This window comes from Methylophilus sp. DMC18 (assembly GCF_056314005.1).
Genome location: NZ_JBQUZE010000005.1, coordinates 165,952 through 187,529 on the forward strand (window position 1 = coordinate 165,952; position 21,578 = coordinate 187,529).

General features: G+C 54.9%; 22 protein-coding genes. 14 read left to right on the forward strand and 8 right to left on the reverse strand.

The genetic code is table 11. The features are described from left to right. Window positions 1-18 precede the first annotated feature (18 nt). From murD to ACT53G_RS12575, 14 genes are all read left to right on the forward strand, one after another. Window positions 19-1,389, forward strand: a complete 1,371-nt coding sequence (gene murD / locus ACT53G_RS12510) for a UDP-N-acetylmuramoyl-L-alanine--D-glutamate ligase (protein WP_194749190.1) — start codon at window positions 19-21, stop codon at window positions 1,387-1,389. After that, a complete protein-coding gene (gene ftsW / locus ACT53G_RS12515) occupies window positions 1,374-2,540 on the forward strand; it encodes a putative lipid II flippase FtsW (protein ID WP_228518902.1) in 1,167 nt (388 codons plus the stop codon). Before murD ends, ftsW begins: the two co-directional genes overlap by 16 nt. After that, window positions 2,537-3,631: an undecaprenyldiphospho-muramoylpentapeptide beta-N-acetylglucosaminyltransferase gene (gene murG / locus ACT53G_RS12520; protein WP_476169571.1), complete on the forward strand. Its 1,095-nt coding sequence runs from the start codon at window positions 2,537-2,539 to the stop codon at window positions 3,629-3,631. Before ftsW ends, murG begins: the two co-directional genes overlap by 4 nt. Further along, complete coding sequence (gene murC, locus ACT53G_RS12525) at window positions 3,628-5,037, forward strand: UDP-N-acetylmuramate--L-alanine ligase (RefSeq protein ID WP_476169572.1); 1,410 nt, start codon at window positions 3,628-3,630, stop codon at window positions 5,035-5,037. The genes murG and murC overlap by 4 nt, the downstream gene beginning before the upstream one ends. Next, entirely contained in the window at window positions 5,034-5,939 is a 906-nt protein-coding gene (gene murB, locus ACT53G_RS12530) for a UDP-N-acetylmuramate dehydrogenase (protein ID WP_275356560.1), read from the forward strand. The genes murC and murB overlap by 4 nt, the downstream gene beginning before the upstream one ends. Beyond that, entirely contained in the window at window positions 5,936-6,856 is a 921-nt protein-coding gene (locus tag ACT53G_RS12535) for a D-alanine--D-alanine ligase (RefSeq protein ID WP_476169573.1), read from the forward strand. Before murB ends, ACT53G_RS12535 begins: the two co-directional genes overlap by 4 nt. Window positions 6,857-6,873: 17 nt before the next feature. Continuing rightward, the gene (locus ACT53G_RS12540; RefSeq protein WP_194749195.1) at window positions 6,874-7,578 is read left to right on the forward strand and encodes a cell division protein FtsQ/DivIB; all 705 of its coding nucleotides are present in this window, start codon (window positions 6,874-6,876) and stop codon (window positions 7,576-7,578) included. Window positions 7,579-7,614: 36 nt separating this feature from the next. After that, window positions 7,615-8,853: a cell division protein FtsA gene (gene ftsA / locus ACT53G_RS12545; protein ID WP_194749196.1), complete on the forward strand. Its 1,239-nt coding sequence runs from the start codon at window positions 7,615-7,617 to the stop codon at window positions 8,851-8,853. Between the two features lie 83 nt (window positions 8,854-8,936). Further along, window positions 8,937-10,097: a cell division protein FtsZ gene (gene ftsZ, locus ACT53G_RS12550; RefSeq protein WP_194749197.1), complete on the forward strand. Its 1,161-nt coding sequence runs from the start codon at window positions 8,937-8,939 to the stop codon at window positions 10,095-10,097. Between the two features lie 107 nt (window positions 10,098-10,204). Next, complete coding sequence (gene lpxC, locus ACT53G_RS12555) at window positions 10,205-11,140, forward strand: UDP-3-O-acyl-N-acetylglucosamine deacetylase (RefSeq protein WP_476169574.1); 936 nt, start codon at window positions 10,205-10,207, stop codon at window positions 11,138-11,140. A gap of 21 nt (window positions 11,141-11,161) precedes the next feature. Next, the gene (locus ACT53G_RS12560) at window positions 11,162-11,344 is read left to right on the forward strand and encodes a hypothetical protein (RefSeq protein ID WP_194749199.1); all 183 of its coding nucleotides are present in this window, start codon (window positions 11,162-11,164) and stop codon (window positions 11,342-11,344) included. A 32-nt stretch (window positions 11,345-11,376) separates the two neighbouring features. Continuing rightward, entirely contained in the window at window positions 11,377-13,356 is a 1,980-nt protein-coding gene (locus tag ACT53G_RS12565; protein WP_476169575.1) for a transglycosylase SLT domain-containing protein, read from the forward strand. A gap of 68 nt (window positions 13,357-13,424) precedes the next feature. Continuing rightward, the gene (locus ACT53G_RS12570) at window positions 13,425-14,384 is read left to right on the forward strand and encodes a complex I NDUFA9 subunit family protein (RefSeq protein WP_194749201.1); all 960 of its coding nucleotides are present in this window, start codon (window positions 13,425-13,427) and stop codon (window positions 14,382-14,384) included. Between the two features lie 21 nt (window positions 14,385-14,405). Further along, window positions 14,406-15,623: a multifunctional CCA addition/repair protein gene (locus ACT53G_RS12575; protein WP_476169576.1), complete on the forward strand. Its 1,218-nt coding sequence runs from the start codon at window positions 14,406-14,408 to the stop codon at window positions 15,621-15,623. Window positions 15,624-15,645: 22 nt separating this feature from the next. Here ACT53G_RS12575 and ACT53G_RS12580 read toward each other — a convergent pair whose 3' ends face one another. The 8 genes from ACT53G_RS12580 to ACT53G_RS12615 all read right to left on the reverse strand — a co-directional run bounded on the left by ACT53G_RS12580 (window position 15,646) and on the right by ACT53G_RS12615 (window position 21,473). Then, window positions 15,646-16,587: a sensor domain-containing diguanylate cyclase gene (locus ACT53G_RS12580; protein ID WP_476169577.1), complete on the reverse strand. Its 942-nt coding sequence runs from the start codon at window positions 16,585-16,587 to the stop codon at window positions 15,646-15,648. Window positions 16,588-16,655: 68 nt separating this feature from the next. Further along, a complete protein-coding gene (locus ACT53G_RS12585; RefSeq protein WP_476169578.1) occupies window positions 16,656-17,303 on the reverse strand; it encodes an SGNH/GDSL hydrolase family protein in 648 nt (215 codons plus the stop codon). Window positions 17,304-17,389: 86 nt separating this feature from the next. Continuing rightward, window positions 17,390-17,614 (reverse strand): DUF2788 domain-containing protein, encoded by a 225-nt coding sequence (locus ACT53G_RS12590; RefSeq protein WP_194749205.1) that lies wholly within the window; start codon window positions 17,612-17,614, stop codon window positions 17,390-17,392. Window positions 17,615-17,636: 22 nt separating this feature from the next. Further along, window positions 17,637-18,230: a nucleoid occlusion factor SlmA gene (gene slmA, locus ACT53G_RS12595; protein WP_275356568.1), complete on the reverse strand. Its 594-nt coding sequence runs from the start codon at window positions 18,228-18,230 to the stop codon at window positions 17,637-17,639. Between the two features lie 58 nt (window positions 18,231-18,288). Further along, entirely contained in the window at window positions 18,289-18,954 is a 666-nt protein-coding gene (locus ACT53G_RS12600; protein ID WP_476169579.1) for a pyrimidine 5'-nucleotidase, read from the reverse strand. A gap of 15 nt (window positions 18,955-18,969) precedes the next feature. Continuing rightward, the gene (locus tag ACT53G_RS12605; RefSeq protein ID WP_476169580.1) at window positions 18,970-19,587 is read right to left on the reverse strand and encodes a glutathione S-transferase family protein; all 618 of its coding nucleotides are present in this window, start codon (window positions 19,585-19,587) and stop codon (window positions 18,970-18,972) included. Window positions 19,588-19,620: 33 nt separating this feature from the next. Next, a complete protein-coding gene (gene argB, locus ACT53G_RS12610; RefSeq protein WP_379073761.1) occupies window positions 19,621-20,502 on the reverse strand; it encodes an acetylglutamate kinase in 882 nt (293 codons plus the stop codon). A gap of 134 nt (window positions 20,503-20,636) precedes the next feature. Then, window positions 20,637-21,473, reverse strand: a complete 837-nt coding sequence (locus ACT53G_RS12615) for a Tim44 domain-containing protein (protein WP_194749210.1) — start codon at window positions 21,471-21,473, stop codon at window positions 20,637-20,639. Window positions 21,474-21,578 lie beyond the last annotated feature (105 nt).

The following is a 21,578-nucleotide window of genomic DNA, read 5'->3' on the forward strand; positions in this document are numbered from 1 at the left end:
TCATTGTCAGGCAAACACATGAAAAAACACTTCGAACACCAACGCATTGCTGTCCTGGGACTGGGTGATACCGGCTTCTCGGCGTTGCGCTGGCTGCGTGGTATGGGCGCAGAAGTGGTGATGTTTGACTCACGCCCGCATCCGTCAGGCCTGGATCGCCTGCAAGAAGAATTTCCTGAGGTCGAATACCATCTTGGACCTTTTAATAGCAGCTTGCTGGCGGCGATGGATTTGATTGTGGCCAGCCCGGGTGTGGCACTGAAAGAGCCTGTATTGGCCGATCTGATGGCACAAGGCAAAGCCGTGGTCGGTGATGTCGAGCTGTTTGCGCGCTTCCGTGCGCCTTATGCCAAGGTGATTGCCATCACCGGCTCCAACGGCAAAACCACCGTGACCTCGCTGGTGGGCGAAATCTGCAAACAGGCCGGTCTCAATACTATTGTGGCTGGCAATATCGGTTTGCCCGTGCTGGATACGCTGCACATGCCCGCGCCAGACGTTTATGTGCTGGAGCTGTCCAGTTTTCAGCTGGAAACCACGCACAGCCTGGAGATTGATGTTGCCACGGTGCTCAATCTGTCCGAGGACCATATGGATAGATACGACAGCATGACCGATTATGCGCAGGCTAAGGCCCGTATCTACCAGCATGCCCGCATTGCCGTGGTAAATCGTGATGATCCTGCCAGCATGGCCTTGGCTGGTGCCATGCCGCAGATTTCATTCGGCGTTAACCCGGCCCCTAGCATCAATGATTACGGCCTCAATGACGCAGGCTGGCTGTGCGCGGGTAATCGCCACTATATTGAAGCCGATACCCTGCAGATCCGCGGCAAACACAATATTGCCAATGCGCTGGCTGCCATTGCGCTGGCGCAGGCCATCGGCATAGACAAAGTTTCCATCCTGCATACCGTGCAGTCGTTTGCCGGCTTGCCACACCGCGTGGAGTGGGTGGCCAACATTGAGGATGTCGACTTTTACGATGACTCCAAAGGCACCAATGTTGGCGCGACCTGCGCTGCCATCAGCGGCATGCTCAAACAGGGCAAACCACAAAAAGTGGTGCTGATTGCGGGCGGCGACGGCAAGGGCCAGGACTTTAATCCCTTGCGTGATGCCGTGTTGCACCATGCACGCGCTGTAGTGTTGATCGGCCGTGATGGTCCCAAAATTCAACAGGTTTTGCAGCACTTGCAATTGCCTGTGGTCGATGCCGTTGATCTAACCGCGGCAGTGCATATTGCCAAAACACTGGCTGAGGCGGGCGATGCGGTCTTGCTGTCCCCTGCCTGCGCCAGTTTTGATATGTTCCGCAACTACGAACACCGCGCACAGGTATTTGTCGAGGCTGTGAAAGCCATGGAGGCCGCATGCTTGGGCCGTTGATGATGTCGCGTGAGCGCTATAACTCGCCCAGCTATGATCAGTCGCTGGTGTGGGTGGTGCTGTCACTGCTGGCGTTTGGCATGGTCATGGTGTATTCGGCCTCCATCGCCTACGCAGACTCAAGCAAGATGTTTGGCCATAACAGCACCTACTTCCTGGTGCGTCAGGCTTTGTATATTTCTGTCGGCTTGGGGGCGGCCATCGTGGTTTTTCAAGTGCCCATGGCCTGGTGGCAAAAGATGTCGCCCTACCTGTTTATTGCCGGCATTGTGCTGCTGATTCTGGTGTTGATCCCCGGCATCGGCAAAGTGGTCAATGGCAGCCGCCGCTGGATTTCCCTGTTGATCATGAATCTGCAGCCTTCAGAACTTATGAAGCTGTTTATTGCCATGTACGCCTCGGACTATGCCGTGCGTAAGGCCAGCAGCATGCACAGCTTTAAAAAAGGCTTTTTACCCATGCTGGGTGTGATGGTGTTTGTCGGCGTGCTGCTGTTGAAAGAGCCCGATTTTGGCGCGTTTGCTGTCACGGCCTCGATTGCGTTTTCCATCATGTGGCTGGGCGGCGTCAATCTCAAGGTGTTTCTGGCCATGCTGGGCGCCTTGCCATTGGCGGTGATTGGTCTGGTGGTGATGGAACCCTATCGTCTGGAGCGCATGAAAGGCTTTTTGAATCCGTTTGATGATCCATTTGATACCGGTTATCAGTTATCGCATGCCCTGATCGCGTTTGGTCGCGGTGAGTTTTGGGGCGTGGGTCTGGGCGGCAGTGTGGAAAAACTGCTCTACCTGCCAGAGGCACATACCGACTTTTTACTGGCTGTGGTGGCGGAAGAGCTGGGCTATGTGGGTGTGCTGGTCGTGGTCTTGCTGTTTGCCTGGCTGGTGATCCGCGCCTTTAGCATTGCCAAAGAAGCCGTTGCCAATGAGCGTTATTACTCGGCCTTGCTGGCACAAGGCATCGGCGTCTGGATGGGCGTGCAGGGTTTTATCAATATGGGCGTGAACATGGGCCTGTTGCCAACCAAAGGCCTGACTTTGCCACTTTTGTCTTACGGTGGTAGCGGCATTTTGGCAAATTGCATCGCTTTGTCGGTGTTGCTGCGCATTGACTTCGAGAACAGACGTCTGCAGAAAGGCTTGCAGTCATGACCCGTGCATACACATTACTGGTGATGGCGGGCGGCACTGGCGGCCATGTGTATCCTGCGATGGCCGTGGCCGATGCCTTGCATGCACAAGGTTGGCAAATTGTCTGGCTGGCCACCGAGGGGGGCATGGAAAACCGCCTGATTGCAGACAAACCCTATGCAAAAGCCATGATGACCATGCAAGGCGTGCGCGGTAAAGGGGTGATGGGCTGGTTGACTTTACCAGTCAAGCTGCTGCGTGCATTTGCCCAAGCCAGGCGGGCGATTGCGGAACATCAGCCCGATGTCGTGTTGGGCATGGGCGGCTTTGCCGCGTTTCCAGGCGGCGTCATGGCCAAGCTGGCTGGCGTGCCGCTGGTGATTCATGAGCAAAACTCGGTGGCGGGGTTGACCAATAAAGTGCTGGCCAAGCTGGCAAATCGGGTATTGACCGGTTTCCCCAATGCGTTGGGGGCCAAAGGGGAAATGGTCGGTAATCCGGTACGTGAAGGCATTACCACCTTGCCTACGCCCGAACAGCGTTTTGCCGAGCATCACGGCGTGTTGCGGGTCCTGGTGGTTGGCGGCAGTTTGGGCGCGGTGGCATTGAACACCTTGTTGCCACAGGCTTTTGCGCAGTTGCCGACCAATGCGCGGCCACAGATCATTCATCAGTCTGGTGAAAAACAGATTGAGGCTTTGAAAAAAGCCTATGCCGAGGCAGGTGTGGCGGCTGATTGCCGCGCCTTTATTCATGACATGGCAGAAGTGTATACCTGGGCGGATCTGGTCATTTGCCGGGCTGGAGCCCTGACCGTGGCGGAGTTGGCTAATGTGGGCGCTGCCAGCATTCTGGTGCCCTTCCCGTTTGCGGTGGATGATCACCAGACCACCAATGCCGCGTATTTGGCACAAGCAGGCGCGGCGCAGCTGATTCAACAGCGTGACCTGGATATTGGGTCATTGGCCGCCTTGTTGCAAACACTGGATAGAGCCACTTGCCTGGCGATGGCGCAAAAAGCGCGCGCACTTGCCAGGCCACAGGCCACGCGCCAGGTGGCAGCGGTTTGCCAGCAACTGGCCGAGAACAACGGAAAACTTAAAGCACTATGAAACATAAAGTCAAAAAAATTCATTTTATCGGCATCGGCGGCTCGGGCATGAGCGGCATTGCCGAAGTGCTGCTGAACCTGGGCTTTGAAGTCAGCGGGTCAGACCTGGCCAGCAATGCCACCACCAGACGCTTGCAAGGGTTTGGCGCCACCGTGTTTCAGGGCCATGCCACCGAGCATCTTGGCAATGCGGATGTGGTGGTGGTATCCAGTGCGATCAATGAAGAAAACCCGGAAATCATCGCCGCGCGTGCGCGCAAAGTGCCCGTGATTCCGCGTGCGGTCATGCTGGCCGAACTCATGCGCTTCAAGCAAGGTATCGCCGTGGCAGGGACACATGGCAAAACCACCACTACCAGCCTGATTGCCAGCATTCTGGCAGAGGCCGACATGGACCCGACCTTTGTCATTGGCGGCAAGCTGGAAGCGGCCAGCGCCAATGCGCGCTTGGGTACCGGTGAATTGATCGTGGTAGAGGCCGATGAGTCTGATGCGTCGTTCTTGCACCTGACGCCGATTATGGCGGTGGTGACTAATATCGACCAGGACCACATGGACACTTACGAGCACAGTTTTGACAAACTCAAAACCGCGTTTGTCGAGTTCTTACAGCAGATTCCATTCTGGGGCATGGCTGTGTTGTGCATCGATGACGCCAATGTGCGTGAAATCCTGCCGCGCGTCACCCGGCCGGTGACCACCTATGGCACGCACGAAGAGGCCGCGATTCGCGCGGAAAATATTGTTGCCGACAACGGCAAGATGCATTTCACCCTGGTGCGTAAAAACGGCGTGACCGTGCGTAATGAAGTGACTTTGAACCTGCCCGGCCACCACTATGTGCTGAATGCGCTGGCGGCAATTGCGATTGCTACCGAGTTGAATGTGCCGGATGCCGCCATCCTCAAGGCGCTGGCTGAGTTCCGCGGGGTGGGCCGTCGCTTTGAGCGTTATGGTGAAATCCCGACCAGTCAAGGCGAGCCTGCCGGTGGACACTTCACGCTGGTGGATGACTACGGACATCACCCGATTGAAATGCAGGCGGTGATTGCAGCCGCGCGCGGCGCCTTCCCGGGTCGCCGTCTGGTACTGGCCTTCCAGCCGCACCGCTATACCCGCACCCGCGACTGTTTTGAAGATTTTGTAAAAGTACTGTCGACCGTGGATGCCTTGCTGTTGACCGAAGTGTATTCGGCGGGCGAATCACCGATTGTGGCGGCGGATACGCGCAGCCTGATCCGCGCCATCCGCGTCAACGGCAAGGTGGAGCCTCGCTTTGTGGAAACCACCGAAGAACTGCCGGCAGCCATTCTTGAGAGTGTGTTGCCTGGCGATGTGGTGGTAGTGATGGGCGCTGGCAATATCGGTAGCGTGGCGGCCAAAACACGGGAAATGGCTAGCGTATGAGTGCCACCCGTGTGAAAACCTCAGGCTTGCAAGTGCTCAAGAACGAGCCTTTGGCCCGCTATACCAGCTGGCGTGTCGGCGGCCCGGCGGATCGCCTGGTGCTGGCTGACAGCGTAGAAGCCTTGCAGCAGTTTTTGCAGCAATTATCGGCCAGCGAGCCGCTGACTTTTATTGGCCTGGGTAGCAACCTGCTGGTAAGGGATGGTGGAGTGCGCGGCACAGTGGTGGTCATGCATCAGGCGCTGCAAGCGCTGGAGATGCACGGTGAGCGCATTTATGCGGATGCTGGCGTGACCTGTGCCAAGCTGGCGCGCTTTGCGGCCAGCCAGGACCGCGTTGGGGCCGAGTTTATGGCTGGCATTCCTGGCACCGTCGGCGGTGCACTGGCGATGAATGCTGGTTGTTACGGGGGGGAAACCTGGCAATGGGTGGATCAGGTAAAAACGATTAACCGTGCTGGCATCGTGCAAACCCGTGCAAAAGCTGAATACCAGCCCAGCTATCGTCATGTGGCGCATCCGGCGGCAGATGAGTGGTTTTTGGGTGGCTGGTTTGCAGTCCCTGCTGGCGATGGCAAGGCGTCTGCCGAACAGATCAAGCAGTTGCTGGCGAAGCGCTTGGCCAGCCAGCCACTGAATATGCCGAGTGCAGGATCTACCTTTAGAAATCCTGAAGGCGATTTTGCTGCGCGGCTGATTGAAGCTTCAGGGTTGAAGGGCGCCACCATCGGTGGCGCGCAGGTCTCTGAAAAGCATGCCAACTTTATTGTGAATCTGGGGCAGGCCAGCGCGGCGGATATTGAAGCCCTGATTGAGCACGTGAAAACCACCGTGCGCGCCAAACAGGGCGTGGCATTGGTGCAAGAAGTAAAAGTAATTGGGGAAGGTGTTTTACAAGCATGAGTACAAGTCAGTCTCAATTTGGCAAAGTGGCCGTGTTGTTCGGCGGTCGTTCCGGCGAGCGTGAAGTGTCGCTCAAAAGTGGCTCGGCTGTGCTGGCGGCCTTGCAGCGCCAGGGCGTGGATGCGCATGCCTTTGATCCGGCCAGCCAGGACTTGTCGGCGCTCAAGCAGTTTGACCGTGCCTTTATTGCCTTGCATGGCCGCTTTGGTGAAGACGGCACCATACAGGGGGCGCTTGAGTTAATGGGCATCCCTTATACCGGCAGCGGCGTCATGGCGTCGGCACTGGGCATGGATAAGTGGCGCACCAAGTTGTTGTGGACGGCTGCGGGTGTGACCACGCCTAACTATGTGCTCATGGATGACCGTACCCATGTTGAAAATGTCGTCACGGCATTGGGCTTGCCACTGTTTGTGAAACCAGCCAATGAAGGTTCCAGCATCGGTGTCAGCAAGGTCAAGCAGGCGGGGGATTTGCAGGCAGCCTATGCACTGGCCAAACAGTCAGACCCGCTGGTGATTGCCGAACAGTTTGTCGGTGGCGGTGAATATACCGTCGGCATTCTGGGCGAGACCGCACTGCCTGTCGTGCGCATTGTGCCCAAAAACGAATATTACGATTACGAAGCCAAGTATTTGCGCGACGACACCGAGTATCGCTGCCCTTGTGGCTTGTCTGCCGAGCAGGAACAACAGATCCAGGCTGAAGCCGTGCAGGCGTTCAAGGTGCTGGGCTGCAAAGGCTGGGGACGGGTGGACTTTTTGATGGATGAGGCCGGTAAACACTATTTTCTGGAGGTGAATACCAGCCCAGGCATGACCGATCACAGCCTGGTGCCGATGGCAGCGAAAGCGGCCGGCATGGACTTTGATGCCTTGGTGATCCGTATTTTGCAACAAACCTTGCGTGACGCATAACGAGGACGACTGAGACGATGTGGGATAGACCAACATTGCTGAACTGGATTGCCAATCTGCTGTTTTCACTGGCAGTGGTGATGCTGTTGTACGCCTTGTTGTTTGTGGTGTTGCATTTGCCCATCTTCCCGGTCAAGCAGGTACAGGTGGAGGGCAACCTCGATCATGTGAACCATGAGCAGATCCAGCTCATCGTGCGCAAATACCTGAAGGGCAATTTTTATACGCTGGATTTGCAACGCACGCGTACCGCTTTTGAAAAACTGCCCTGGGCGCGCAAGGTGGCCGTCCGTCGCCAGTGGCCAGACACTATTGTGGTACAGATTGAAGAGCATCAGGCCCTGGGTCGTTGGGGTGGTGTGGCATTGGTTAACAAGCATGGCGAACTGTTTCAGGCCGCCTCAGATGAGCAATTGCCCACCTTTTATGGGCCGGGCGATGCCGTGAAAGAAGTGGCGCAAGGCTATGCCAGTTTTGCACAGATGCTGTCAGGCACACCGCTACAGATACAGCAACTGAGCCTGTCCTCGCGCCGTGCCTGGGAAATTAAAACAGCGGATGGCCGCCAGATGATGCTGGGGCGTGAAGCCGCGAAACAAAGATTGCAACAGTTTGTGACGGCTTACCGTCAGCAAGCAAGTATTGCAGAGAGCGACTGGCGTTATGCCGATTTACGCTACCCGAATGGCTTTGCCTTGCGCATGCCACGGCCTGGGGCGTAGGCGGCACATTGCCAGAAAGAAGGTCAAGGAAAACACATGAGTAGAGTCAGAGAAGATAAAAATTTGATCGTGGGGCTGGATATCGGCACCTCGAAGATTGTTGCGATTGCGGCAGAGATTTTGCCGGAAGGCACCCTGAAAGTGATCGGGGTCGGGCAGCATGCTTCCCGTGGCTTGAAAAAAGGCGTGGTGGTGAATATTGACTCCACCATGCAGGCGATTCAGCGCGCGATTGAAGAAGTGGAGTTGATGGCGGATTGCAAGATCAATACCGTGTATTCCGGCATTGCGGGCAGCCACGTGAAAAGCCTCAATTCGCACGGCATGGTGAAAATCAAAGAGAGCGAAGTCTCGCAGATGGACATCGACCGCGTAGTAGAAACCGCCCGTGCGATTGCCTTGCCGGCAGACCAGCAGATTCTGCATATCCTGACCCAGGAATTCATTATCGACGGTCAGGAAGATGTGCGCGAACCGCTGGGCATGAGCGGCATCCGCCTCGAAGTGCGGGTACATATTGTGACCGGCGCCATTGCCGCGGCACAAAACATCGTCAAATGCATCAAGCGCTGCGGCCTGGAAGTCAGCGACCTGATTTTGCAGCCACTGGCTTCCAGTGAGTCAGTGCTCACTGATGATGAAAAAGAGCTGGGCGTGTGTCTGGTAGATATCGGTGGCGGTACCACAGACCTGGCGGTGTTCAAGAATGGCGCGATCCGCCATACCGCAGTGATCCCGATTGCCGGTGACCAGATTACCAATGATATCGCGGTGGCCTTGCGCACGCCGACGCAGTCGGCAGAAGAGATCAAGGTCAAGCATGGCTGTGCCTTGCGCCAGCTGGCCGACCCACGCGAAGTGGTGGAAGTACCTGCGGTGGATGGCCGTGAGCCACGCCAGTTGTCCTGCCAGGCGCTGACCGAGGTGATTGAGGACCGCGTCGAAGAGATTTACGAGTTTGTGCAGCAAGAGCTGCGCCGCAGTGGCATGGAATCCATGATTGCTTCCGGCATCGTCATTACCGGCGGCGCGGCACAAATGCGCGGCATGGTCGAGCTGGGCGAAGAGATTTTTCATACGCCGGTGCGTTTGGGTGTGCCGCGCTATGTGGAGGGCTTGTCAGAAGTGGTGGGCAATCCACGCTATGCCACTGGCATCGGCTTGTTGCTGATGGCCAAACAGCAGGTGGAGAAACAAATGGTAGGCGATCTGCAATCCGGATCATTTGGCAGATTGTTTGAAAGAATGAAGCGCTGGTTTACCGGCAACTTTTAGGTTTTTGTTGTTTTTTTAATGTGTTTTAGGGCGAGTGTACGGGGCAAACCAAGCACTCAAATAATAGGCAATGGAGGGTGAGTATGATTGAGATTTTTGACAAAGAGAATGATGGCGCCGTGATCAAGGTGATTGGGGTCGGTGGTTGCGGTGGAAACGCCGTAGAGCACATGATGACCAAGAGCGTGACAGGCGTTGAGTTTATTTGCGCCAACACGGATATGCAGGCCTTGAAAAAGAGCCATGCCAAAGTCGTGCTGCAAATTGGTTCTGACATTACCAAAGGCCTGGGCGCTGGTGCCAAACCGGAAATCGGTCGCGAAGCTGCGCTGGAAGACCGCGACAGTATCGCCGAAACCATTGATGGTGCAGACATGCTGTTTATTACCGCAGGCATGGGTGGCGGGACTGGTACTGGGGCTGCACCTATCATTGCAGAAGTGGCGCGTGAAATGGGCATCCTGACCGTGGCCGTGGTGACCAAGCCGTTTGCCTTTGAAGGCAAGCGTGCCAAAGTCGCACAGGAAGGTCTGGAAGAACTTTCCCAATACGTAGACTCTCTTATCGTTATCCCTAACGAAAAGCTGATGGACGTGCTGGGTGAAGACGTGACCGTGGTAGAAGCTTACCGTGCAGCCAATGACGTTTTGCACAATGCCGTGTCTGGCATCGCTGAAATCATCAACTGCCCAGGTCTGGTCAACGTGGACTTTGCTGACGTACGCACCGTGATGTCTGAAATGGGCATGGCGATGATGGGCTCTGCAGAAGCCAGCGGACCTAACCGTGCACGGATTGCCGCAGAACAAGCGGTTGCCAGCCCATTGCTGGAAGACGTGAATCTGGCCAATGCGCGTGGCGTATTGGTGAACATCAGTGCCAGCGGCAGCTTCAAGATGCGTGAATACTATGACGTGATGAACACGATCAAGGAGTTCACCGCAGAAGATGCGACCGTGATCGTCGGTAACGTGATGGATGAAAGCATGGGCGATAACCTGCGTGTGACCATGGTGGCCACCGGCTTGAATGGTTCTGTTGGCAAACGCCAGGCCAAACCTGAGCTCAAGGTGATGACGACCCTGCGTGATGGTACGACTAACCAGCCGATCTTCAACACGGTTGAAGAAGACGAGCCAGCCGTATTCACCAGCAACAGCCGTCGTGCGCAGGTCGAAGCCATGAAGAACTCCGGGATTGAGGAATACGATATTCCGGCATTTTTGCGCAAGCAGGCTGACTAATGATGCCCCTGGCGGAACCGGGTGCAACACAGGGAAGGCCAGATGAATCATGAGTGAGTACAGCGATTGGCTTATAATGTCGCCAATCATTAACAGTAGAGAAAACCATGTTAAAGCAACGCACGCTTAAACAATCGATCAGCGCCACTGGCGTTGGGCTGCACAGCGGTGAAAAAGTCACGCTGACGCTCAAGCCTGCGCCCGCTGATCACGGAGTGGTGTTCCAGCGCATCGATTTGCCCGATGCGCCTGCCATGCGGGTTGCCCCGACGGCAGTGAATGACACTCGCCTGAGCTCCGCCCTAGAGTTTTCAGGTGCGCGCGTGGCTACCGTGGAGCATTTAATGTCTGCCCTCGCCGGTTTGGGGGTAGACAATGTATTGATAGAACTGACGGCTGCCGAGGTGCCCATCATGGATGGCAGCTCGGGACCGTTTATCTATCTGTTGCAAACGGCCGGACTGGCTGAGTTGGAGGCACCGAAAAAATTCGTGCGTATCCTCAAGCCGGTAGAAGTAAGCGAAGGCGATAAATGGGCAAAATTTACGCCGCACCATGGCTTTAAAGCCGAATTTACCATTGATTTTGCACATCCCGTGTTCGAGTTTTCTGGTAAAACAGTCACCATTGATTACGACAGCCAGAGCTATGTGGACGAGATCAGCCGTGCACGCACATTCGGGTTTATGCATGAGGTCGAATACCTGCGGGCCAATGGGCTCGCCAAAGGCGGCAGCCTCGATAACGCGATTGTGCTGGATGAATACAAAGTCCTCAACGGCGGTGGCTTGCGTTATGAAGACGAATTCGCCAAACACAAAGTCCTCGATGCGATTGGCGATTTGTATATTCTGGGCTATCCGATTATCGGACAGTTTACTGCGTTCAAATCTGGGCATGCCTTGAATAACCAGTTACTGCGCGCCCTGCTGGCCGATGAAAGCGCCTGGGAATACTGTTCGTTTGATAACGACGCCCATGCCCCGGTTGGCTTTGTCAAACAACGCGACTATTTTAGTCCGGCGCCGCTGTTGCCGGCGTAAACCGCGTCCAGGCAGATCACAATGTGGTGGATACGAATCTTGTTTGCCGTGCTGGTGTTGAGCACCCTGATCCTGGGTTTGCTGAGCTGGCAGACCGGGCAGCCACGCTACTGGCGCTGGCTCAAAGCAGTCTGGCGCGGTGGGTTTGTGGTCATCCTGTTATTGCTGTTGTTCTTTTTCCTCAGTCGATTGGCCAGAATTTGAAATTGATCACGCCATCACGTGATCGTTAATGCATGAAGACTAGATTCCCCATTTTCGTGGCACTGGCTGCTGCGCTGTTCATTTTCGCGACTGCTGCATTCGCTGGCGACGCTGAGGTCTATGCACAGGCCAAACAGGCCTATCAAACCAGAAACCTCGCCCAATTATCCGAAGCTACTGATACGCTCAGGCAAAAGCGCTCGCCGTTGCTGCCTTATTTGCAATACTGGCAGATGATCCTCACGCTGGATCAACTCTCTTACAACCAGGTGCAGGCGTTTTTGCAGGAAAACAATGAATCCTTGCTGTCGCAACGGGTACGTGAACTGTGGTTGAAACGACTAGGCCGCTTGCAGTTCTGGGACCAGTTTATTGAAATGCGTGCGCAAATGCCCATGTATTACAGCCTGAACGATGTGGGTAACCAGTGTTACCAGATTCAGGCCGGGATCGCCATGGATGATCCGAACGCTTACGAGGACGGCAAGAAACTGTTGCTGGCGGGCAAAGACCTGCCGCCCGATTGTCAGGGCATGCTGGAAGCCTTGCAGCAAGTGGGCGTGCTCGACGAGAAGTTGTTACTGACCCTGTATCGGGACGCGCTGTTTGCCAACAAGCCCGGCTTGGCCAAAACAATGGCCAAACGCAGCAGCAAAACAGATGCTGCGCTGTTTAAACAACTGGACGAAGTCACGCAAAATCCGGCGTTGGCGCTGAAAAAAGGCACGATTCAGGACCGCAGCGCTTATGGCCGGGCGTTATACATGTATATCATCCATAGACAGGCCAAGGCTGAGATCGAGGTCGCGCGGGCCAGTTATCAAAAATATAACGGCTTGCTGGATGCTGAAGAAAAGCAACTGGTTCAGGCTTATATCGCACTGGAAGCGGCACGTAAACACGCGCCGGAAGCCTTGCAAAGTTTTAACAAAGTGACGGCCTCTGTGCTCAATAACGAGCAGTGGGAATGGTATGCACGGGCCGCTTTGCGTCAGCAGGACTGGAACCAGCTGCTGAAGGTGATCTCGGACATGCCGCCGGTCTTGGCCGAAGAGGCCGCCTGGCGGTACTGGAAAGCACGTGCGCTACTGATGAAAGGGACGCCTGCAGAGGCTAATGCCTTATTGGCCAAACTCTCGCAGGAACGGCATTTTTATGGCTGGCTGGCCGCTGAAGAGTTGGGGCCAATGCTGGGTGAGCCGACGGCCACTTATCAACCCGCTGACGACGAAGTCCGGCAGTTTTCACGGCAACCGGCAGTCAAACGCATGGAAGCCTTGTTTGACGTCGAGGCACGCTACGAGGCGAGGCTGGAGTGGATGTACTTGCTGGAAGCGCTGGATGATCCCGGACGTATCGTCGCCGCACAATATGCCATGCTCAAAGGCTGGTTTGACCTGGCGGTGCTGGCGGCAGACAAAACCAGTCGTACCCATAATTTTGAGTTGCGTTACCCCACGCCCTACCGCGATTACCTGCAAAAAGCCTCTCGCAGCCGGGAGATTGATGAAGCCTGGGTCTATGGCATTATCCGGCAGGAGAGCCGGTTTATGCACTACGCCAAGTCATCGGTGGGCGCAGGTGGTTTAATGCAGGTGATGCCTGCTACCGCCAAATGGATCGCCAAAAAACTCGGCTTGAATAGCTACCATGATGGCATGCTGCATGACATCGAAACCAATGTGAACCTGGGCACTTATTACATGCGCTACACGCTGGATACGTTTAATGGCCAGGAGGTGATGGCCACCGCCGCCTACAATGCCGGCCCCAGCCGTGCACGGCGCTGGGCGGCCAGTACGCCGCTGGAAGGCGCAATTTATGCCGAAACTATCCCGTTTAGCGAGACGCGCAATTACGTGAAAAAAGTACTGGCCAATGCGCATATGTATGCTGCGCGTCTGGGCTTGCCGGTGGTGACCCTCAAGAAACGTCTGGGGACGATCCCCGCACGTAGTGTGGCCGAGGCTGACACGGTCACCACCACGATCACGATTTCAGAGCAAGAGTAAGCGGCGGTTTTTCGGTACAATAAGCAAATTCGGACTCAGTTAACGCAAGACGCATCAGGAACAAGCAAATGAAGACAGTCACAGTGTTGGGTGGTAGCGGTTTTGTTGGTAGCAGTGTGGTCGCCAGGCTAGATCAGGCCGGTTACCAAGTCAAAGTGCTGACGCGGCGTCGCGAGCAGGCCAAGCACTTGATTTTGCTGCCTAATGTGCAGGTGGTTGAGTGTGATATTCATGATCACGCTGCTCTCAAGGCGCAATTGCAGGGCAGTGATGTGGTGATTAACCTGATTGGCATCTTGCATCAAACCCGTGATAACGCCTTTGAAAAAATGCATCACCAGTTTCCACGCCAGGTCGCGCAATTGTGCGAAGCGTTGGGGATCCCGCGTTTGCTGCATATGAGCGCCCTGCAGGCTTCTGCCAGCGCCCCCAGTGAATATTTGCGCAGCAAGGCCGCGGGGGACAGTGCCGTCATGGCGTTCAGCAAAAAACTGCATGTGACCATCTTCCGGCCTTCAGTCATTTTTGGCACGCGTGACCGCTTTATCAACCTGTTCGCCAAGCTGATCCAATGGATTCCCGTTTTGGCACTGGCCATGCCCAATGCCAAGTTCCAGCCGATTTGGGTGGAAGACGTCGCTGCCGCCATGGTGAATGCTGTCGATGAACCTGCGACCTATGGCAAGACTTATGAGCTGGGTGGCCCCGCCATCATGACCTTGCAGCAAATCATTGAGGCGGTCATGAAAACCATCCATGTGCAGCGCCCCATCCTGGGCTTGAGCCTGCGCATGTCCCTGCTGCAAGGCAGCTTTATGCAGCTGTTGCCCATCAAGCTGATCTCACGCGATAACGTCAAATCCATGCAGGTAGATAATGTGTGCCAGCAACCGATGGCCAACGAACTGTGTGTGGTCCCGACGGATATGTTCGCCGTGATTTCCGGGTATCTGGTCAAAAACAATCCGCGGGGGGCTTATGATCAGTTCCGCGCGGCCGCTGGGCGTGTCATCAACGCCAGACGTTGATTGCGTACAGGGCTGCCTGTCATGCAGATTTACCAGGTAGGGGGTGCCGTGCGGGACAGCCTGCTCGGCCTGCCCGTCAAAGACCGTGACTATGTGGTGGTGGGTGCCAGCCCCGAACAAATGCTAGCCGCAGGCTACCGCGCAGTCGGCAAGGATTTTCCGGTTTTTTTGCATCCCCAGACCCAGCAAGAATACGCGCTGGCGCGTACCGAGCGCAAAACCGCCAAAGGCTACAAGGGCTTTAGTGTTCACGCCGATCCAGACGTGACCTTGGAGGAAGATCTCGCTCGCCGTGACTTCACCATGAATGCCATTGCCCAGACCGCGGAGGGTCAACTGATTGATCCGTTCGGTGGCCAGGCAGATATTGAAAAAAGAATCTTGCGGCATGTGACAGCCGCGTTTAGTGAAGATCCGGTCAGAATCCTGCGTGCTGCCCGTTTTTTAGCCAGATTTACCGATTTTACTGTGGCACCTGAAACCATGGTGCTGATGCGCGAGATGGTCGCTGCAGGCGAGGTGGATGCCCTGGTGCCCGAGCGCGTCTGGCAAGAGATCGCCAAAGGCCTCATGGAGTCCCAACCGAGCCGCATGTTTGAGATGCTGCGTGCTTGCGGCGCGTTGAAAATCATCTTCCCAGAGCTGGACCGATTGTGGGGTGTACCGCAAACCGCCACTTATCATCCTGAAGTGGATACCGGCATCCATATCATGATGGTGATTGATTACGCTGCGACGCAAGCCTTTAGCCTGCCTGTACGCTTTGCGGCACTGACCCATGATCTGGGCAAGGGCACTACGCCTGCTGAAGTGCTGCCGCGCCATATTGGCCATGAGTTGCGCAGCGTTGATCTGATTAGGGATGTCGTGGCCCGCCTGAAAGTGCCCAATGATTGCAAGGATCTGTCACTGGTGGTGGCGAAATATCATGGCAAATTGCATGCGGCGCGGCAAATGAAGGCAAGTACGCTGCTGCATTTTCTAGAGGAGCTGGACGCATTCAGACAGCGCAGCCGTTTTGAGGATTTTCTCAAGGCCTGTGAATGTGACAGCCGAGGCCGGCTGGGATTAGAGCAATGCCCACTGGAGGATGCCGAGCATCTGAGCCGCGCATTGCAGGCGGCCTTGACCGTAGACGCGGGCGCAATTGCCAAACAATGCCAGTCGCCTGTGCAGATCAAACAAGCGGTGGCGGAAGCCAGAACACAGGCCATCCAGCAGGCCATGCATCTGAATTAACCAGTCCGCGACCGTTTAGGGTCTAAACCTCTTCCTGCAAGACTATCCGGTTTCTGCCTTGATGCTTGGCGTGATACATCAGTCTGTCTACATCCGCCAAAAAATCATTCATCTGGTCTGTTGCTGAGGGGATGATGCTGCCCACCCCCACACTGATGGTGAGCAGCTGACTGACGGCTGAGTGCGCATGCGGAATCTGTGCCTTGAAAATCAGATGGCGGCAACGCTCAGCGATCTTGCCTGCGGAAACAAGATCGGTCTCCGGTAAAATCCAGGCAAACTCTTCGCCGCCAAATCTGGCAAAAAAATCATTTACACGCACGCCAGCATGAGACAAGAGGCTGGAGACTTGCTTGAGTATCTCATCGCCTTTCAGATGCCCGTAAGCATCATTGAATTGCTTGAAATAGTCGATATCGATCATGATCAGTGCCAAGGGCTGCTGATGTCGGCTGGCTTCCAGCCATTCTTTTTCCAGCACGCTGTCAAACATGCGGCGGTTGGCGACGCCAGTCAGGCTATCCTGATAGGACAGCACTTCAAGTTGTTTTTGCAAATCCAGTAATTGTTGCTCTGTTTGTTTGCGTTCGCTGATATCAAACATAAAGCCAATCAGTGCCTCGGGCTCGCCGTTCGCAGCACGGATCACATGTACTACATCGCGTATCCAGACAAAGCCACCGTCAGCCGTCAGTGCGCGGTAGTCGGCTTCATGATCCAGGCCTTGCAGTGATTGCGAGATACAAAAATTGAATACCCGATCGCGGTCTTCCTCGTGCATGCGTGCGGCCCAGTCCTCTGCGGATTGCCAGCTGTCCTGTGTCCAGCCGAGTAAGGACTCAATTTGTGGGCCAATATAAGTGAACCGTTTGGAGGCCCAGTCTAATTTCCATGGAATCGCTTTGGTGGATTCCAGCAATGTTTTATAAGTATCGTTATCTTGAGGGGGCAGTACGTGATCCATGGCGAAAACGGTGGTGTGAGAAAATTGATTAAGGGTAGCGGACGGACAGCAGGATCGCAATAGCCAATTCAGGCTTGCTGCCCTAGAAATGCGTTCACTTCATGGGCCAGGGCTTGCCCTAATTGCAGATGTTGTGGAGCATCCAGATGCACGCCATCTATTTCACTGGCGGTGACGATGCGCCCTGCATCGACAAACAGGCAATCCATCGCCTGGCTGACTGCGCGGTAAGCCGCGGCCAGTCCCTGGCATTTTTGTGCGGCGCCAGCAAACTTTTCTGCAATCGGTCCTTGTGGTTGAGTGATGAGTGGTGGCGCCAGGATCATGACTTGGGGGACAGGCATGCCTGGTTCAATGGGGGCTTGCCGTATGGTGGTGACCAGGCTGGCTATGCCTTGCGCGGCGTGCCAGGCGGTGTGCGGATGCATGGACTGAAAGTCATTGGTGCCTAGCATGAGGATGACCAGCGCCAGCGGAGAATGGATTTCGATACGCTGCGCCAACCCTTGCTGGCCGTTGCGTCCGGGTTTGAACGGGTCTTCGAACACCGTGCGCCTGCCATTCAGGCAATCTTCAATCACGCGCACGCGTTGCTGCATTTGACTCAGGCTGATTTCGAGGACCCCAGGCCAGCGCTGGTCAAACGGCAGGCGCTGACGGGTATTGGGGATGATGCCCCAGCTTAACGAGTCTGAGTAAACCAGGATGTGCTGCATTGCTTCACCTCACCAAGGGAGCATGCAGTATAAAGCAGACGCTGGTTTTGATAAAACAGGTGAATATTCACTATCTGAATATTCAGCTAGTGAATATTCAGATAGTGCTGAATGGCAAATTTGGCCAGGAATCCGACCAGACCCAGCGTCAGGGCCAGAAACAAGGCAAAGGTGCCGGTTTTGCCCGCTTTGGATTTCCAGGCCAGGTTGCCCACAATAAAGACAATAAACAGCATGAGGAACGCAAGGCCCCAAGACATGCCAAACTCGGTGAGTTGGGCTTCATTCATGCCAAAAATAGTGGTTTCCATCCGTGATACTTTCTGTTGAAACTTATTGCAGGCAGCCCGTAATCAGCTGGGCCAAGTGTTGCTCAAGATTGTCGCTCGGTTTGCGTTTGAAGCCGCTTTTGGCAAAAGCATGCCAGCGGCCCAGCACAAAACTGATCATGGTATTGGCCGCCGTGCCGGCATCATTGATTTTGTGACCCTGAGCTTCGGCAATGCGCAACGATTGCTTGAGGCTGGCTTCTAACCTGTCCAGCAATTGGTTGATACGTAATTGCAAGGCGTCATCTTCATTGACCAGGGCATCGCCAATCAACACCCGTGACATGCCGGGATTGCGCTCAGCAAACTTGAGCATGGTTTGCAGCATCAGCTGTACTTGCTTGAGGCCATCGGTTTCGTCGGTGGTGATTTTGTTCATGACACCAAACAACGCGCTTTCAATAAACTCGATCAGGCCCTCAAACATTTTGGCCTTGTTGGCAAAGTGGCGGTAAAGTGCCGCCTCGGAAACATCGAGTTTGGCAGCCAGGGCTGCCGTGGTGACTTTTTCGCCACGTGGTGTTTGCAGCATGCCTGCCAGGGTTTCCAGAATTTGCTGTTTACGGTTTGCGCGTGCTTCTTTATTGATAGTAGCCATAATGATGTGGGAGCCTGAGCCTGATCGTTAGGTGGTTATTTTGACCCGTATTTTAACCTTATTCACAGACGGCGGGAATGTAAAGCGGCCCTTTTTTCAGGCCACTGTGAGTGAGCGCCAACATATGCGCTAACCTATATTGCACAAAGTTTGGTTTGCGTAACTTGCGGCTGATCCACACCGTGCGCATCCCCAGCCGTTTGGCCGTCATCAGTGCGGGCAGGCTGTCTTCAAACAAGGTGCAATCTGCCGCACGGCATTTAAGCTGGCGTAGCAGCAATTGAAACCCGCGCACGCTGGGTTTGGCGTGAAAGCCACTGGATTCCACACTGAAGACCAGTGAAAAGCAATCCTCAATGCCCAGCACTTGCAGCACGCGCAACGCATAGTGACGCGGCGCGTTGGTAAAGACGCATTTCCGCCCCGGCAGTTGCTGCAATAATTGCCTGAGCTGTTTGGTGGTGTGCACCATTTCGTCCGTCAGAAAGGCATGGGTTTCTGCAAGAAAATGATGCGGGTTGACCCCGTGGTGGCGCATCAGCCCTTTGAGGGTGGCGCCATAGACCTGCCAGTAATGCTGGCGCAAGGCGCAGGCGGCTGGTTCATCCAGTTGCAAGTGATCCTGGATATATTGGGTCATGGCCCGGTTCATCACCGGGAAGATGTGCGCCGAGGCGTTGTGCAGGGTGTCGTCCAGGTCAAAAATCCACACCCTGCGCGTCATTACTGTCGAGCCAGATTAAAGGGCATCTGCCCGCAATTTGGCCGGGCGGTGCAGCAGGCGGTTTAAGTAGTCGTCAAAGACGGCACGCGGCGGATAGGCTTTGGTGTAACGCATGCCAAACGCCAGATGGGTCGCCAGATAGACATCGGCGGCGGTGAACTGGTCGCCACACACATAGGCATGCTGGCGTAAATGCGATTCCAGGGTATCTAGCGTGAGTGTCAGTGAGCCAAAGCCCAGAAAAGCCTGACAAGGCGTACCCAAAGGTGTTTTTTCCGGCGTTTGCCAGCCCAGAAACTCAGCCGTCGTTGCCGCTTCCAACGGACCGGCGATAAAAAACATCCAGCGGTAAAAAGCTGCCCTTTCCGGGGTGCCCGCGGCTGGAATAAAGCCCTTGTCGGCAAACGTGTCTGCCAGATAGGTCAGGATCGCAGCCGTCTCGGTGACCACGGCCCCGCCATGCTGGAGGGCAGGTACTTTGCCCATGGGGTTGATGGCCAGGTAGTCTGCTTTTTTCATGGCCGGACCAAAGTCCAGCCACACCGCCTGATACGCAAGGCCCAACTCTTCGAGCAGCCAGTGCACGGCACGGCCACGCGACAGTTTGTTGCTGTATAAAATAATCTCAGCCATGGTTGGGCACTGCTGATGAGCGTGGCTGAATGGCTATTTCGCCTTGATCAGCGTGCCCACGCCTTCGTCAGTCAACACTTCCAGCAGCAAGGCATGCTCCACGCGGCCATCAATGATGTGCACAGACTTGACGCCACTGCGCGCCGCATCTAGCGCAGAACCGATTTTTGGCAACATGCCGCCACTCAGGGTGCCATCCTCTACCAGGTCATCGATTTGCTTGGGTGTCAGGCCGGTCAGCAGCTGGCCATTTTTATCCAGCACACCTGGTGTATTGGTCAGCAAAATGAGTTTTTCTGCATTAAGGATTTCAGCCAGTTTGCCCGCCACCACATCGGCATTGATGTTATAAGTTTCGCCATCCTTGCCTACGCCAATCGGCGCGACGACCGGTATAAAGTCACCGCTATCCAGAAACGTAATGATGCTGGGGTCTATGCCGGAAATCTCGCCCACCTGGCCGACATCAATCATTTTGCTCGGGTCTTTGAGGTCTTCCATCAGCAGTTTGTGCGCATGGATAAAGTTACCATCCTGGCCGGTCAAGCCGACGGCCTTGCCGCCATGGCGATTGATCAGGTTCACGATTTCCTTGTTCACCTGCCCCCCCAACACCATTTCCACCACGTCCATGGTTTCTTCGTCGGTGACGCGCATCCCCTGAATGAATTCGCCTTTTTTGCCCAGCTTGTCCAGCATTTCATTGATTTGCGGGCCGCCGCCATGCACCACCACCGGGTTCATGCCCACCAGTTTTAACAGCACCACATCCTGCGCAAAACACTCTTTGAGGCGATCGTCCGTCATGGCGTTGCCGCCATATTTGATCACGATGGTTTTATCAAAAAAGCGTTTGATGTAGGGCAGCGCTTCGGACAGGGTTTTTGCCTTTTGCGAGGCAGTGGCATGTTGCATCATCGGAGGTCCGTATTGAGTTCAAAACAGCGTGAATTTTACCGCAGAAATGTGAAGCGCTGATTAAAAAACAGCGCTTACACATCATGCGAATTTAGGGCAGCCAGTAGCTTAACCTGGATGCATCATCCAGATTAGGCTTGCTGAATCCCTGCCAATAACCATGGCGCATTGCTTGGCTGTAGCGCTTTTTGCAAGTGCCAGATTTCATTGATGTGTTCAATCGCACCATTGTTTTCGCGCAACTGACCCGAGTAACGCACACTGGCAATGGTGTAAGCGCCTTCATTGACCACCTCAATCAGCTCGGCATCAATATTCAATACCTCGGTTATTTGTGGGGCATCGCCGCGTTCTTGCAATTGCAGGCTGATTTCAGCATAGACCTCAGGGGTGGTGTATTCACGAATGTCTTGGATGTCTTTGCGGTCGTTGGCGGCTTGCAGACGAATAAATGAAGCTTTGGCACCACGTAAAAAACTATCCACCGGAAAATCGGCAGGAATATCAGCTTTTATTGTGGATGCAGCGCTGGCGTTGTATGCGGATTCAGATTGAAATCCGGCGGGGGCGTACGGTGCGCCTGCGCCGGCGTATTGCGGCGGCGAGGCTTGCACATTTTTGTAGCGACGCACTAAAAACATCAGCAAGGCAAAGCCTGCAACCACCATCAATAATGTGCTGAAATTATTGGCAAAATCGCCTAATCCGCCGTGTGAAAACAGGGTTGCCAAGCCGGCACCAATGGCAAGACCGGCCAATGGCCCCATCCATTTGCTCATCCCGTTACGTGGTGCAGCCGCAGGGGCTGGTTGTGGCGTCGCTTCGGGCGCACGTTGCATTTGTTTGGCAGGCGCAGGCCGATTTTTACCAAAACTGCCGCCACCGCCCAATCGCTTGGCCTCTGCCACACCAGAGAACAAACTCATGCAGACCATCAACACCATCAATAGCTTCCAAAACTGTTTCATGTTTTCCTTTTGTTTCTGTGTTTTAAATAAATGCTGGATTGCCAGAGCGCTTGCATGGCAATCGGATATCCAATGTAACGTAAGTGGGCATGAAATGGTTGCATT

Excerpts from the sequence above, each read along its gene's own strand:
- murD (WP_194749190.1), top strand. The coding sequence starts at position 19 with ATGAAAAAACACTTCGAACACCAACGCATTGCTGTCCTGGGACTGGGT.
- ftsW (WP_228518902.1), top strand. The coding sequence starts at position 1,374 with ATGCTTGGGCCGTTGATGATGTCGCGTGAGCGCTATAACTCGCCCAGC.
- murG (WP_476169571.1), top strand. The coding sequence starts at position 2,537 with ATGACCCGTGCATACACATTACTGGTGATGGCGGGCGGCACTGGCGGC.
- murC (WP_476169572.1), top strand. The coding sequence starts at position 3,628 with ATGAAACATAAAGTCAAAAAAATTCATTTTATCGGCATCGGCGGCTCG.
- murB (WP_275356560.1), top strand. The coding sequence starts at position 5,034 with ATGAGTGCCACCCGTGTGAAAACCTCAGGCTTGCAAGTGCTCAAGAAC.
- ACT53G_RS12535 (WP_476169573.1), top strand. The coding sequence starts at position 5,936 with ATGAGTACAAGTCAGTCTCAATTTGGCAAAGTGGCCGTGTTGTTCGGC.
- ACT53G_RS12540 (WP_194749195.1), top strand. The coding sequence starts at position 6,874 with ATGTGGGATAGACCAACATTGCTGAACTGGATTGCCAATCTGCTGTTT.
- ftsA (WP_194749196.1), top strand. The coding sequence starts at position 7,615 with ATGAGTAGAGTCAGAGAAGATAAAAATTTGATCGTGGGGCTGGATATC.
- ftsZ (WP_194749197.1), top strand. The coding sequence starts at position 8,937 with ATGATTGAGATTTTTGACAAAGAGAATGATGGCGCCGTGATCAAGGTG.
- lpxC (WP_476169574.1), top strand. The coding sequence starts at position 10,205 with ATGTTAAAGCAACGCACGCTTAAACAATCGATCAGCGCCACTGGCGTT.
- ACT53G_RS12560 (WP_194749199.1), top strand. The coding sequence starts at position 11,162 with ATGTGGTGGATACGAATCTTGTTTGCCGTGCTGGTGTTGAGCACCCTG.
- ACT53G_RS12565 (WP_476169575.1), top strand. The coding sequence starts at position 11,377 with ATGAAGACTAGATTCCCCATTTTCGTGGCACTGGCTGCTGCGCTGTTC.
- ACT53G_RS12570 (WP_194749201.1), top strand. The coding sequence starts at position 13,425 with ATGAAGACAGTCACAGTGTTGGGTGGTAGCGGTTTTGTTGGTAGCAGT.
- ACT53G_RS12575 (WP_476169576.1), top strand. The coding sequence starts at position 14,406 with ATGCAGATTTACCAGGTAGGGGGTGCCGTGCGGGACAGCCTGCTCGGC.
- ACT53G_RS12580 (WP_476169577.1), bottom strand. The coding sequence starts at position 16,587 with ATGGATCACGTACTGCCCCCTCAAGATAACGATACTTATAAAACATTG.
- ACT53G_RS12585 (WP_476169578.1), bottom strand. The coding sequence starts at position 17,303 with ATGCAGCACATCCTGGTTTACTCAGACTCGTTAAGCTGGGGCATCATC.
- ACT53G_RS12590 (WP_194749205.1), bottom strand. The coding sequence starts at position 17,614 with ATGGAAACCACTATTTTTGGCATGAATGAAGCCCAACTCACCGAGTTT.
- slmA (WP_275356568.1), bottom strand. The coding sequence starts at position 18,230 with ATGGCTACTATCAATAAAGAAGCACGCGCAAACCGTAAACAGCAAATT.
- ACT53G_RS12600 (WP_476169579.1), bottom strand. The coding sequence starts at position 18,954 with ATGACGCGCAGGGTGTGGATTTTTGACCTGGACGACACCCTGCACAAC.
- ACT53G_RS12605 (WP_476169580.1), bottom strand. The coding sequence starts at position 19,587 with ATGGCTGAGATTATTTTATACAGCAACAAACTGTCGCGTGGCCGTGCC.
- argB (WP_379073761.1), bottom strand. The coding sequence starts at position 20,502 with ATGCAACATGCCACTGCCTCGCAAAAGGCAAAAACCCTGTCCGAAGCG.
- ACT53G_RS12615 (WP_194749210.1), bottom strand. The coding sequence starts at position 21,473 with ATGAAACAGTTTTGGAAGCTATTGATGGTGTTGATGGTCTGCATGAGT.